At 32.5% G+C, this 13621-nt stretch carries 13 protein-coding genes; 9 read left to right on the top strand and 4 right to left on the bottom strand.

What is annotated here, in order from left to right; genetic code table 11:
* Positions 1 to 304: 304 nt before the first annotated feature.
* Positions 305 to 2260 (top strand): S9 family peptidase, encoded by a 1956-nt coding sequence (locus tag B3W71_RS09345; RefSeq protein ID WP_346888670.1) that lies wholly within the window; start codon positions 305 to 307, stop codon positions 2258 to 2260.
* A gap of 158 nt (positions 2261 to 2418) precedes the next feature.
* Here B3W71_RS09345 and B3W71_RS09340 read toward each other — a convergent pair whose 3' ends face one another.
* Both B3W71_RS09340 and B3W71_RS09335 read right to left on the bottom strand, forming a co-directional pair.
* Entirely contained in the window at positions 2419 to 2709 is a 291-nt protein-coding gene (locus B3W71_RS09340; protein WP_346888669.1) for a hypothetical protein, read from the bottom strand.
* Positions 2710 to 2957: 248 nt separating this feature from the next.
* Positions 2958 to 3926 carry an AraC family transcriptional regulator gene (locus B3W71_RS09335; RefSeq protein WP_346888668.1) on the bottom strand — a complete coding sequence of 323 codons (969 nt, stop codon included), beginning with the start codon at positions 3924 to 3926 and terminating at the stop codon, positions 2958 to 2960.
* Positions 3927 to 4247: 321 nt separating this feature from the next.
* On the opposite strand from B3W71_RS09335, the gene B3W71_RS09330 reads away from it, so the two are divergent.
* Genes B3W71_RS09330 through B3W71_RS09310 form a run of 5 tightly spaced genes read left to right on the top strand, consistent with a single transcriptional unit; the run spans position 4248 to position 9806 of the window.
* Entirely contained in the window at positions 4248 to 5180 is a 933-nt protein-coding gene (locus B3W71_RS09330) for an ABC transporter substrate-binding protein (protein ID WP_346888667.1), read from the top strand.
* Positions 5181 to 5205: 25 nt separating this feature from the next.
* Positions 5206 to 6234, top strand: coding sequence for an iron ABC transporter permease (locus B3W71_RS09325; RefSeq protein ID WP_346888666.1), 1029 nt, complete (start codon positions 5206 to 5208; stop codon positions 6232 to 6234).
* Complete coding sequence (locus tag B3W71_RS09320) at positions 6231 to 7244, top strand: iron ABC transporter permease (protein WP_346888665.1); 1014 nt, start codon at positions 6231 to 6233, stop codon at positions 7242 to 7244. The genes B3W71_RS09325 and B3W71_RS09320 overlap by 4 nt, the downstream gene beginning before the upstream one ends.
* Positions 7245 to 7254: 10 nt before the next feature.
* Positions 7255 to 8085: an ABC transporter ATP-binding protein gene (locus B3W71_RS09315; protein WP_346888664.1), complete on the top strand. Its 831-nt coding sequence runs from the start codon at positions 7255 to 7257 to the stop codon at positions 8083 to 8085.
* Complete coding sequence (locus B3W71_RS09310) at positions 8082 to 9806, top strand: ABC transporter ATP-binding protein (protein ID WP_346888663.1); 1725 nt, start codon at positions 8082 to 8084, stop codon at positions 9804 to 9806. The genes B3W71_RS09315 and B3W71_RS09310 overlap by 4 nt, the downstream gene beginning before the upstream one ends.
* A gap of 57 nt (positions 9807 to 9863) precedes the next feature.
* Here the strand turns inward: B3W71_RS09310 and B3W71_RS09305 are convergent, their stop codons facing one another.
* Positions 9864 to 10244, bottom strand: coding sequence for a metal-dependent transcriptional regulator (locus B3W71_RS09305; RefSeq protein WP_291560039.1), 381 nt, complete (start codon positions 10242 to 10244; stop codon positions 9864 to 9866).
* Between the two features lie 223 nt (positions 10245 to 10467).
* Here B3W71_RS09305 and B3W71_RS09300 point away from each other — a divergent pair, with 223 nt between their 5' ends.
* Positions 10468 to 10620 (top strand): hypothetical protein, encoded by a 153-nt coding sequence (locus tag B3W71_RS09300; RefSeq protein WP_346888662.1) that lies wholly within the window; start codon positions 10468 to 10470, stop codon positions 10618 to 10620.
* Positions 10621 to 10825: 205 nt separating this feature from the next.
* Here the strand turns inward: B3W71_RS09300 and B3W71_RS09295 are convergent, their stop codons facing one another.
* Entirely contained in the window at positions 10826 to 11137 is a 312-nt protein-coding gene (locus B3W71_RS09295; RefSeq protein ID WP_346888661.1) for a nucleoside triphosphate pyrophosphohydrolase, read from the bottom strand.
* A gap of 766 nt (positions 11138 to 11903) precedes the next feature.
* Here B3W71_RS09295 and B3W71_RS09290 point away from each other — a divergent pair.
* On the top strand, positions 11904 to 13253 hold the full coding sequence (locus B3W71_RS09290) for a B12-binding domain-containing radical SAM protein (protein ID WP_346888660.1): 1350 nt from the start codon (positions 11904 to 11906) through the stop codon (positions 13251 to 13253).
* A gap of 79 nt (positions 13254 to 13332) precedes the next feature.
* On the top strand, positions 13333 to 13509 hold the full coding sequence (locus B3W71_RS09285; protein WP_346888659.1) for a hypothetical protein: 177 nt from the start codon (positions 13333 to 13335) through the stop codon (positions 13507 to 13509).
* The last annotated feature ends 112 nt before the right edge of the window (positions 13510 to 13621 follow it).

Below are 13621 nucleotides of genomic sequence, written 5' to 3'. Positions count from 1 at the left end.
TATTTATTTTTTGAAGATGCCTAAGGTAATTGCCTTATAGAGCCTATATTTATCGAATTTAAAAAATAACTATTTACGTATAATATGATTAATCGAGGGTTTTTTATGTGCGTCCAGTATGGGGAGAGCTTAGTGGTGAAAGTCCTCTTACTTACTCAGCTGATAGGCTGATAAGTTTTATAACAGAATAATTTGAATAGTTCTAAAAGTTTGAAATATGCTATATAATCAAAGTAAGTACCAAAATTTCTAAATATTGTTTGTTGAAGCACAAATCTTACGATAATGAAAGGATGAGGAATTTATGAATAAGACAAGCTATACTTCAATTGACGAGCTAGTACAAATGCCATGGCTTGAATCAATAACCATTGGTAAAGAAGGAAAGGTTGTTTCATATGTTAAAATGACTTCTGATTTAGCTGAAAATGTATATAGAGATCATGTGTGGGTTTATGAAATGGATGGACAAAAGCATTATCCTATCACAACAGGAAAATCTAAAAGTAGTAGTCCTGCATGGGCTCCAGATAAGAGTTACTTAGCCTATATTGTAGAGATAGGCGAAAAAGAAAAGCTTCGAAAGCAAATTGTTTTGAAAACCTTTGACGAGTTCAATGGAATTCAAATCACAAATTCCAAGGAAGGTGTCAACAGTTTTGTCTGGTCGCCTGATGGCAAGGGAATATACTATACCACTACGGAGACTGACTCAGAGGAGTTAAAAAAGCGTAAAGAGACTTATGGAGAATTTAAATATGTTGATAAGGAATATAAGAATGATTATTTATGCTATGTAGACATAAAGGAAGCAATTGAATCATTTAAGGAACAAAGTAATAAGAAAAAAGGTGAAAAGGAAGAACCAAAGGATGTTAAAGTGGACATAACAAATCCAAAGGATTTTAGCATAAGGGGTTTTCAACTATCACCGGATGGAAAAAAAGCTGCACTTATATGTAGTCCAACAGTGGATATAAGAGATGTAGAAACAAGTGTATATATCTTGGATATTTCTACTAAAAAGTTTAGAAAACTCAATATTACTGGAATTCTTAGTTCAAATATTGCATTCTCCCCAGATGGAAATAAGATTGTATTTGCTAAAACTCCAAGAGAACCGGAATATTACAAGTGGAAAGTTTGGGAAGATGCTGTTTTAGAGATATATGATCTTGAAAAAGAAGAAACCATAATGAGGTTATCTGAATTTGATAGAAGTGTTACACCTATTAAATGGACAAATAAAGGAATACTTGTAACTTGGCAGGATCGAGCAAATTATCGAATTGGAATGGTTTCTGAAAATGGTGAAATCTCTTCAATCTATAGCAAGGATGAATGTTATATAGTTAGTGCAGATAGTACCTCTGACGGTGAAAATATAGCCTATATTAAAATAGAAAAAAATAAGGCAGCTGAGGTTTATATAAACTCAGTACAAGTAACCAATGAAAGCAAGATATACGAGAATAAACTATTGAGTAAAAAAGAAGTCATAACCTGGAGCACCAAGGATGGTCTTGAGATAGAAGGAGTTTTATCCAAGCCTCATGATTATGATTCTAATAAAAAGTATCCGCTTTTGGTAGTTATACATGGTGGACCAACATGGGCATCATTCCCTATTCATAATATGAATAAACTCTACCCAATTGAGCAGTTTGTGGAAAGGGGCTTTGTTGTTCTTGAGCCTAATTATAGGGGAAGCTCAGGCTATGGGAATAAGTTCTTGACATCTAATTTTAGAATGCTTGGGGTAGGAGATTACGAGGATGTTATTTCAGGAGTAGATAATCTAATAGAAAAAGGCATGATAGACAGTGAAAGAGTTGGAGTAATGGGTTGGAGTCAAGGGGGATACATATCAGCCTTCTGCGCAACCTTTAGCAATCGATTCAAAGCAATCTCTGTAGGAGCAGGCATAAGCAACTGGACTACCTACTATGCAAATACGGACATAACAACGTTTACCAGATCATATCTAGGAGCCACACCATGGAATGATCCAGAAATATATGCAAAAACTTCTCCTATGACCTATATAAGAAACGCTTGCACACCAACCCTTATACAACATGGTGATAATGATAAGAGGGTGCCTATTCCAAATGCATATGAACTTTATAGAGGACTGCAAGATTTAGAAGTGGAAAGTGAACTTGTGGTATTTAAGGGAATGGAGCATGGACCTCGTAAACCTGGACTTAATAAAGCAATAATGGAACAAAATCTTCATTGGTTTGTAGAACATATTTAAGCTTTATTGTCCGGAAAAAAATAAATAGTTGAGTATATATTATATGTGTATTTGTTTGTAAGATTAAAAGTGAAATATGATCTAAATATTAATTATATTTTTAAGGGAACTTCAATTTTGGAAGTTCCCTTAGTTCGTGTTTTAAGAAATTATTGTAATTAAATGATAAAGTTAATTATAATACAGATTGCACCACCTATAATTAACGAAATAATATTAAAACTACTTCGTAAATTAGTTTTAATATTGTTGTGATGCATTTGTTTTTCCATTTTAGCAACTTCAAGATTTGCATTTGCAACATATTGCGCATTATCTTGTCCAAGGGCTTGAAGTGATAGTCCAGTAGGATTTCCACCTATGGAAGAAAGTGCACCTAAAACAATTAATATGATACCTTCAATAAATAGAACATCTTTTAAACTGTATGAAGTGAAATTTACAATCAAAAACCCAATGAAAATAAAAACTATCGCCCATAATATCCCACAAACAATACATTTAATTAAGGCTTTAATTTGGATCTTATTCGTGATTCTCCCCTCCTTTTCATTGCTATATTACATTCGCATTGCAATACAAGCATTTATTCACCCTATTATACAGTTATTGTTATGAGACTAAGATTAGAACTTCAATTACAAGTTATATAAAATAAATTGTAATATTACAAAATAATATATCAATGGAGAAAATTTTATAAGTTAAAAGATTTTCTAAAATCACTAGGAGTAATTCCATGGACATCTTTAAAGGCAGCAGCAAATTTGGCTGGATTTTTGTAGCCACATAGTTCAGATATGCCACGAATACTTAGATGGTCAGCAGATAAGAGCTGCATGGCTCTTTTCATAGTTTCTATTCGAATATATTTATAAAGAGCAATTCCATAATGGTTTTTAAAAGATTCGCGAAGTTTACTTTCGCTCATTTCAGCTATTCTGCATAGTTCAATTGTATCTGGAGCATTTAAAATATCTTCATCAATCTTAGTCTTAACTTGATAAATCTTCTGCTCGTTTTCCCAAGTAACGTAGTGGCGGCGGCTGCTTCTTCTTTTAGGGATATCAGGAAAGTTTCTAGTGATTGCAGATAAAAGATGCAAAGTCATCCCCTCAAAAGCAAGTAAAGGCATGTCTGTATTTCTTACAGCCCATCTAATTTGCTCTAAAATAAGCATTATATCAGGAGTGTTGTAGTGTTGAGTTTTCCAAAGTTTTGCATCCTGAACACTGATTTTAGGTGCATGGGTGCGATCTTTAAGAAAAGGTTTTATAAAGTCATCAAAAATTAAAACACTGGTAAAACAATAGTGTACGTCTTTAGAGAAAGTAAAAGTCAATTGTTTTTGAGGGTTAACAATTAAATTAGTGATTGGAGGAAGAGCTTGCCTCTTTTTCCCTTGATGTGAATAGACTATTTCTCCACAGTCAACACAAAAGATAATCATAAAAGGCTTACTTGAATTTATTGTATGTACTATCTGTTCACTTGGGGTAAACCAAGCACTTGAAACAAATAATCCTTTAGCAGCATTTATTTCTGCAATCCATCCATTTGACCAATGAGGAGGAAAATCATAAATATGTCCATTACCATAAGGCCTTTTACCAAAATTATATTTATCTGCTAAAGCACTCCAAGAAGAATTATTATATTCATCCATAAAATTTTTACCCCTCTCTTTTTTGAATTAAAGTAACAATATTATAGCATCATTTGAGAAAGGTTTTCAATAAGAGCATAATCCATTTTATTTAAATTGCAATCCATAATGATGAGAAGTATTTTCATTTAACTCTTATAAAACAATAAGTTACTCTCATTTTAGTAGAAAACGACTTCTGAAAAGGGGCTTGTTAAGATATTGACAGGCGAATTTATAAATGCTACGATTTTAAAAGTTAGACTAGTCTTACATTTGTATATAACGCAGGCGCTAGAGTTATTAGATTAATATAAGATATTTATAAGGGAGAGGTATAAAATGAAAAAATTATTGTCATTATTTTGTGCAATATTTATGACTACTATGATTTTTGCTGGCTGCTCTTCGTCTAAAAATGTAGAGAAAGAAGAAGCAACTGTTCGTACTATATCTACTGCAAAAGGGGATATTGAAGTTCCTGCTAATCCTAAGCGTGTTATTGCTAATTGGTATGTTGGAGATGTTATTACTTTGGGATTAAATTTAGTTGGATATAATGCTTGGGAACAAGAAAGTATGCCTTTTTATGATACTCTTAAAGCTTCTACAAAAATTGAAAAGTGGGAGCCTGAAGACGTCATGAATTTAGAACCAGATCTTATTATTACCTATGATGAGGCAGACTTTGATAAATTCAGCAAAATAGCTCCAGTTCTTGTTATTCCAGAAGGAGATATGGATTCTCTTGAACGTATAAAAACCATAGGAGAAGCTACAGGACGTAAGGTTGAAGCAGAGAAGGCAGTTTCTAACTTTGAAGAAAAACTTGCGGATGTGAAGAAAACTTTTAAAGGTGATACATTTGCAGGTAAAACTTTCAGTATTTTGGAAGATTGGGGAGCTACTGGTGAGTGGAGCGGTATATATTATGAGACAGGTTCTAGAGGTGGTACTTTAGTATATGAATATCTTGGACTTAAATATCCAGACAAGCTTAAAGAACTTATAGAAAAATCAGGAGAAGGACGCGGATCTATAAGTTATGAAGTAGCTCATGAGTATTTTGGTGACTATATATTATGGTTTAAGCAAGAAGGTAAAGAGTCTGATTATGCAAAGACAGAAATTTGGAAAAGCATTCCTGCTGTTGCAGAAGGCAGAGTTGTAGAAATTCCAGGAGATTATGCAGGACTTTTCTTTTATTCTGATGTTACAAGTCTTACTGAACAACTTGACTATATGGTTAATGCAATAAATTCATTAGCTAAATAATTCTAATTAAGAAAGGAAAATAAATATGCAAAATACCTATAATAAAAAGCGACAATTAGGGGCTTTGAATTTTACAATCTATATGATTGCAGGGGTGGTTTTGCTGGTGATTATGTCAGCGGCATCAATTTCTTTTGGTGCTGCTGATATGAATTTGTCTACGGCTTGGGGAGCCATTTTTAATTTTGACTCTTCTTTAACTGAACACCAGATTATTCAAACTATCCGACTTCCTCGTATAGCAGCTAATATAATTGTTGGGTCAAGCCTTTCCATATGTGGTGCTATAATGCAGGGAACCACAAGAAATCCTCTTGCTGATTCTGGACTTATGGGTATAAGTAGCGGTGCTACTTTCGCTATAGCTTTTTGTATGGCATTTTTACCTGGTGGAAGTTATGGACAGATGATGCTTTTTGCATGTATTGGTGCAGCTGTTACTACAGGTATGACTTATTTTATTGCGTCTGTTGGCAGAGGAGGCATGAAACCACAGAGACTTGTTTTAGCAGGTATTTCTATATCAATGTTATTTGGTGCTTTTAGCCAATATCTTTCTATTAAATATAGACTTGGGCATGCTTTAGCTTATTGGACTGCTGGAGGAACAGCAGGTGCTAAATGGAGTGAACTTGCTATAGTTCTCCCATTCTTTATTGTAGGTACAATTACAGCTCTTGTTATATCACCTTCAATTACTCTTTTAAATCTTGGAGATGATGCAGCTATAGGTCTTGGGCTTAATACTAAGAAGGTTAAAGGGATTTCTACTGTAGTCGTTTTAATACTTACAGGGCTTTCTGTAATTGTTGTTGGACCTGTTGGTTTTGTAGGATTAATAGTACCTCACATTGTCCGCTATCTTATAGGGGTAGATTATAGATATATTATTCCAGCTTCAGGATTATATGGAGCTTTGATTACTGTGGCAGCAGATTTAGTTGGAAGGCTTATTAATAAGCCTTATGAAACTCCTATTGGAATTATTTTTGCTGTAATAGGGGTTCCATATTTTCTTTATCTTACAAGGATGCAAAGGAGGGAATTCGAATGAAGAAAAAGGGCTATTCAGTTTCACGTGGCTTAACTATTATTTTGGTACTTACCATTGTACTGTTAGTTGTGGCAGTAATAAGCGTGAACTCAGGTAAAATGAATCTCTCTCCTTCGGAAGTTTTTAATGTTCTTATTGGAAAAGGTACAGCTAAACAAAATCTTATAGTATATGATTTTCGTCTTCCTCGTATTGTATTAACTATTCTTGTAGGTATTGGTATGGGAACAGCTGGATGTGTAATGCAGAGTTTACTTCGCAATGATATGGCTAGTCCTGGAACTTTGGGAATAAGTTCTGGTTCTGGGTTGTTTGTATTATTGTTTATAGTTGTTTTTAAGGTAGATAGTTTATCTTCAGCTATTGCTCTCCCCCTCCTAGCTTTTATAGGTGGAATGACAGCAGCTGTGTTGATATTTTTACTTTCCTATAAAAGAGGAAAAAATATATCACCTACAGGATTAATTTTGACAGGAGTGGCTGTTGGAAGCGGATATAGTGCTGTTACTATGATGCTTACTTTAAAGCTAGATGAAAAACAGATGGATTTTGTTCAAAGATGGAGTGCAGGAAGTCTTTGGGGAGACAATTGGACGTATATTTCTATTCTTGCACCTTGGATATTGATTCTATTTTTATATGTACTTTATAAATCTCGTACTTTGAATACTTTAAATCTTGGTAATCAAACTGCAACAGGATTAGGAGTAGCAGTAAAGAGAGAATTCATAGGTCTAGCTGTAGCAGCTGTTGCTCTATCGTCAGGCAGTGTGGCCTTAGGTGGAAACTTCTTTTTTGTTGGAATGATTTCTCCACATATGGCAAGGAAGTTTGTAGGCTCAAATCATAAACTATTGATTCCTACCGCATCTTTAGTAGGCTCAATAATTATTCTATTATCAGACACTATTACTAGAACTATAAGTCTTGGAACCGATATTCCTACAGGAATTATTATTACTGTATTAACTACACCTTACTTCTTATACTTATTAGTAAAGTCAAATTAAGGAGGTTTGTATGAAAAGTATTGAAACTAAAAATTTAGATATAGCTTATGATGATACTCTCATTGTAAAGGAATTAAATATGCAGATACCAAAGGGAAAGATAACTTCTATTATAGGAGCAAATGGCTGCGGTAAATCAACTATTTTGAAAGCGGTTGGACGTATATTAAAGCCTAAGAAGGGTGTAGTACATCTAAGTGGACAAGATATAAGTAAATTACCTACAAAAGAAATAGCTAAAAAGATGGCAATACTTCCTCAAACTCCTACTGCACCAAGTGGACTTACTGTAGGTGAGTTAGTTGCATATGGACGTTTCCCTCATCAAAAAGGTTTTGGAAATCTCACAGAGGAAGATAAAAGAATTGTTAAATGGGCTTTAGATGCAACTAAGTTAAGTGAGTTTGAGAGAAGAGAAGTTGATGCTTTATCAGGAGGGCAAAGACAGAGAGTTTGGATTGCTATGGCTCTAGCACAGCAAACTGATTTAATTTTATTAGATGAACCTACTACTTACCTTGATCTTGCTCACCAATTAGAGGTTTTAAAGCTTTTATATGAGCTTAACCGTAATCAAAAGTGTACAATTGTTATGGTACTTCATGATTTAAATCTTGCTGCAAGATTTTCTGACTATATTATTGCTATTCAAAAAGGCGCTATAATAAAACATGGAGCTCCTGAGGAAGTTATGACTCCCGAGGTGCTTAGAAAAACCTTTAATATCAATGCTGATGTTGTTATTGAACCTAAGAGTAATCGCCCAGTATGCATTACCTATGATATTGTAGATGAAAATGAGGATGTAGAGTCGAAGGAAAAGGAGGCAGTAGGCATATGAGAACTACCTTACGTATTTTTATTGGAGCCAGAAAATATTGGATTTATTTAATATTAGCATTAATAGCCGTTATTATTTCTACCACAGCAGGATTTTATAATCCATGGGCCCTAAGAGAGCTTACAAGTATAGCAACAGAAGGAAGCGCTGATTTTGGAGCTCAATCTTTACGAATAGGATTGATGCTTTTAGTCGCAACTGTACTTCAATCAGCTGGAAGTTCTATTTCAGGATATTTAAACCATCATGCAGCTTTACATTATGTTGCAGATATGAGAACAGAACTTTACTCTAAGCTTCAACATATGGGGCTTAAGTATTTTAATAAAAGTCGTACAGGAGATTTAACTAGCAGAGTTATTAATGATGTTATGGAGGTAGAGATTCTTTTAGCTCACGTAATTCCTGATTTTGTTGTTAATATATTGACTTTCGTAGGTGTTGGGATATTATTATTCTCTATTAATGTAAAGTTGGCTTTTTTAAGTCTTGTTACTATTCCTTTTCTTATCATGATTACTCTTTGGCAGAGTAAACATCTTTCTCCTATATGGAAGCAGAATTCTATGGTTAGGGGAGAACTTTCTGGTACTGTTCAAGATAATTTTTCTGGAATTAAAGAAATACAGATATTCAATCAACAGGAAAGAGAAGAAAAAAGGATTAAGAACCTTTCTATAAAACATAGTAAAGCATACTTAAAGGCAAGCTTCTTTTTTGAAACCACTTTTCCGCTTCTTGCATTTTTCACTGCTCTAGGTTCTGTTATAGTTATAATATTTGGTGGATTTATGGTTTCAAGAGGAGAAATTAACATTGGAGATATTGTAGGATTTTCTATGTATCTTGGTATGTTTTATGGACCTATAAAGAGCTTTTCAAGACTTATGGAAATGTCAGGTAACGCACTTGCAGGGTGTAGACGCGTTTTTGAGGTTATGGATGAAGTTCCAGATGTTGAAGAGAAAGTTAATGCAAAGAAAATGCCTAAAGTTAAAGGAGAAGTTGAGTTTAAGGAAGTTTCTTTCTCCTACAATGATGAAATAAACATTTTGAAAAATATAGATTTAAAAGTAAATCCGGGAGAAACTGTAGCTTTTGTTGGGGCAACTGGAGTTGGTAAAACCACAATAGCCAGTCTTTTAAACCGCTTTTATGATCCTCAGAATGGAAGCATTTTAATTGATGGAATAGATATTAAAGATGTAACTTTAAAGAGTCTTAGAGATAATATAAGCATGGTTTTACAGGACACCTTTTTATTTAACGGAACAATTTATGAAAATATTGTTTATGGTTGGAAAGAAGCTACTAGGGAGCAGGTTATTGAGGCTTCAAAGGCAGCTAATGCTCATGATTTTATTGAAAATTTAGAAGATGGTTATGATACCATAATAGGAGAGCGTGGAGTACGTCTTTCTGGAGGACAGAAACAGAGGATTTCCATAGCTAGAGCAATCCTTAGAAATTCACCTATTCTTATTTTGGATGAAGCTACATCAGCTCTTGATACAAAAACAGAGAAAGAAATCCAAGCTGCATTAGATGAAATTTCAAAAGATCGAACAACTATAGTAATTGCCCATAGATTATCAACTATCCGTAATGCAGATAAAATTGTAGTTCTAGAAGGAACAGGCATTAAAGAAACGGGAACCCATGATGAGCTGATTCGTTATGGAGGAACTTATGCTATGCTCTATAGAAGTCAGGTATCTTAAATGTAAAAAAAATTAACGACTTAAAATCGCCAAAGCAATTTTGAGTCGTTGATTTTTTTATTTATTCTCATGTTCTGAAAGAAACTTTTGCATAGCATAAACAGAATCTGAACTAATAACGTGTTCTATAGCACAAGCGTCTTCATCTGCAATAGAACTATCGATGTTTAGAATTTTTATAAAGAAATCTTTAATAATGTGATGCTTTTTAGATGTAGATCTAGCTATTTCTAAGCCTAAAGGAGTTAAAAATATTTCCTTGTATCTTTCATTGGTTACAAGTCCCTTTTCAGCTAAAGTTACCATAGCGCTATTAGTGCTGGCTTTAGTTACTCCAAGCTTTTCTGCTATACGAGTCATTTTAACTCCTTTGCCTTCTTCTGATAACTCATAGATAGCTTCTAAATAATTTTCCATTACAAAAGTAAGTTTTTCCATACAAATCTCCTGTGATTTTTAAAGTTGATTTTATTCACTCTACATTAATAAAAAGTCTTTTAATAATAATAGCATATTTTAAATGGAGTTCCAAGAATAGAGATGTAATATATTGATACAGAAATGTATTAAATATATTACATTTCTGTATAGATATATTTGTAGGAAATCAAGAATTTGTATTATAATAATTCGTATATGAAGTATTGGAAGTATTAAAAATTTGGATAGAATAGAAACTTATAGAGAAAAATTACTTCCAATAGTAAATGGTTTTGATATGAAGTTTGATTCATCAGCAAGTGATAACATAAGCGCAATATGGGCATTTACTTTTGCATTGATGAGAGTAAAGGTAATAATCCTAAAATTATGATATTTGATGAACCAGCACAGCAAGGCATGATACCAAAAGATATGCCAAATTTTCTAAAAAGCTTAGAAAATTTTAATCAAAAATTTCAGGTTATAAATAGGTAAAACAATTAAATTCATTTATATCATTTCTTCCATATAACTAATGGACGTATGAGTTATATATCATATAATAATCTTAACAAAAATGAATTTGATGTAGTAAGTTATTCCATAGTACTAACTAAAAATACCCCTTTATCAAAACCTCCACGTTTCGTCTTCTTGTCTAACCTAATTTTCTCAAATTCTTCAATGCTTATTCCTTTGTATTTAAGTATTGCATATATAACTTCGACTAAATCTGCTAGTTCAGTTATATCGTCATCTGTATAATATTCATCAAGTTCTTCTTTAAGCTTATTGTTAAGGCTTTTAAGATAATCGTGATCTTCTAAAACTGTTATTGTACATTCTCTACCTGATTCTTTAATTATTTCTGGAATTCTATCTCTAACGAGTTTGTTAAAGTTAGCCATTATTCTCCCGCTTTTATAATATTATATTTTTGATCGCTATTTAAAAAATTTACATTTTAAGAAAAAACAATCAATACATCTTATTTTTCATAATAACAATCCACTGGATTTATGTCAATGGATAAGCCGTAAATGATTGAGTTATGGCAATATCTTGACTTTTTATTGATCCTTGAAATACCTTTAAAAAGTTCTACGCTCCTAGTCCAATATAGGGCATAGTTATCATATGTATGATATTTTTTTATATAAATAATAGGCAATACAATATCTTCTAATAATTTAATAATATTATTCTGTTTAACTACATATGAATAAGACAATTTATGTTTTTCAGGATTATAATTTTTCTTCTTATTTATTACTTCATATCCGATTGTGTGTTTTAGCGAAGTTAATAATTCTATAGTAGTGGAGGCTATTGATATGCAAGGAGCAGGATATTAATTAGCGTGAAATCGCTGCAACATAATATTTCCTTCACCATCAATTATTTCAGCTATATATGCTTTTTCTATTTCTGTCATTTAACTACCTCTAGATATATTATTTGTTAGTTCCTTAATATTATTAGACCTCAGTTGTAAATCGAAATGCATGTATGCATAAGGATAAAAATATATTGAAAGACAATAATAAAGATGATATGATGAATAAATAGATGAGTAAAATATTGGTAAATAATTACTGATTTATTACTCTGATAAAAGAAAGTTGTTATAGATAGTTGCTATTATGATGGCTTTTGAAAGTGAGGTAATATACTGTGAAAATAAAATTTATTCTACCTGCTTTGGAAGAAGCAAAAAGTCCCTTTTGGAGACCAATAAAGTACTCACTTTTTCCACCATTAGGACTAGCTACTCTTGCATCATTATGTAATGAATCTGATAGTATACAGATTGTAGACGAGCATGTTGAAGATATAAATTTAGATGATGATCCTGATTTAGTATGTATTGAACTCTATATAACTAATGCCTATAGAGCTTATGAAATAGCAGATAGTTATAGAAGTAGAGGGATAAAGGTTGCAATTGGAGGATTACATGCAACTTCTATGCCTAATGAAGCTAAAAAGCATGCAGATATACTTTTTCTAGGTCTTGGAGAAAAAAGCTTTCCTAAGTTTTTGGAGGATTTTAAAAGAGGAGAGGAGCTGCCTGTTTATGAACAAGGTGATGTATCATTAGATTTTTTACCTTTGCCAAGAAGAGATTTATTTAAGAGTGATAAATACCTTGTTCCCAATTCAATGGTTTTTTCAAGGGGATGCCCTAACAAATGCTCTTTTTGTTATGTAAGTTCATTTTATAAGGGTGGAAAATCTTTTTTCGCATATAAAGTGGATAGGATATTAGAAGAAATTGAAAGTATGAAGGGCAGACATTTATATTTTCTTGATGATAATATATTTGCAGATAAAAAGTTATCAAGACAAATTTTTAAAGAAATGAGAGGGCTAAATAAAGTTTTTCAGGGGGCAATAACTGTAGATTCTATTCTTCAAGATGATACAATAGAACTTGCATACGAGGCTGGGTTTAGAAGTGCTTTTATAGGATTTGAAAGTATTAACAACCAAAGTTTAATTCAAGCTAATAAGGGTTCTAACATTGGAAAAGATTATTCTAAAGCAATAAAAAGATTAGATGAATTAGGAATAATGATAAACGGAAGTTTTATTTTTGGATTAGATCACGATACTTTAGATGTCTTTGATAGAACTACAGAATGGGCTATTAATAGTGGAATAACTACAGCAACTAATCACATTCTTACACCCTATCCAGGTACTGCAATATATAATAAGATGAATGAGGATAAGAGAATTGTTACTAGGGATTGGAGACTATATGACACTAGGCATTTAGTATTCAATCATCCTACCATTACAAAAGATGAAATGGAAAGTGGATATGATAGAGCATATAAAAGTTTTTACAAGTGGAGCAATATATATAAGGCATCAAAGGAGCATGGGGAATTTAGAATTAGATTAAAACATTTTACTTATGCGGGAGCATGGAAAAAGTTTGAGCCAGTATGGAACTTTTTAATCAAGAATGAACTTCTTTCAAAGGCTAGAGGTACATTAGTGAGAACATTAAAATAGTGAAAATGAATATAATAATGCTTGGCATAATAGACAGGAATCAACTGATGCTTCTGCTCAGAAGTATGGGGAATCCATATTGTGTTATGATCACATTTATGACACTGAAATTGAAGAAACCTATAGAGCAGAATATAAATCATGGGAAAAATATGATAATAATAGAGAAAAGTTCGCTAATAAAAACCTTCAAATGGTTCCGAAGAATAGGTATGATTTGTTGAATAAATCTGTAGAGAGATATATAACTAAATAAAGGCTATAGATGCTATAAATTGACTGTTAAAATCACACATTGTATAATAAGAAGTATAAGATAAAATCTGTAAGAAACTTTACACTAAAGATAGGATTCTGTTAAGCTGATA

Origin of the sequence: Clostridium sp. UBA1056 (genome assembly GCA_002316385.1) — a bacterium.
Taxonomy (GTDB): domain Bacteria; phylum Bacillota; class Clostridia; order Clostridiales; family Clostridiaceae; genus Clostridium_J.
This window is presented reverse-complemented; position numbering and strand designations above follow the sequence as displayed.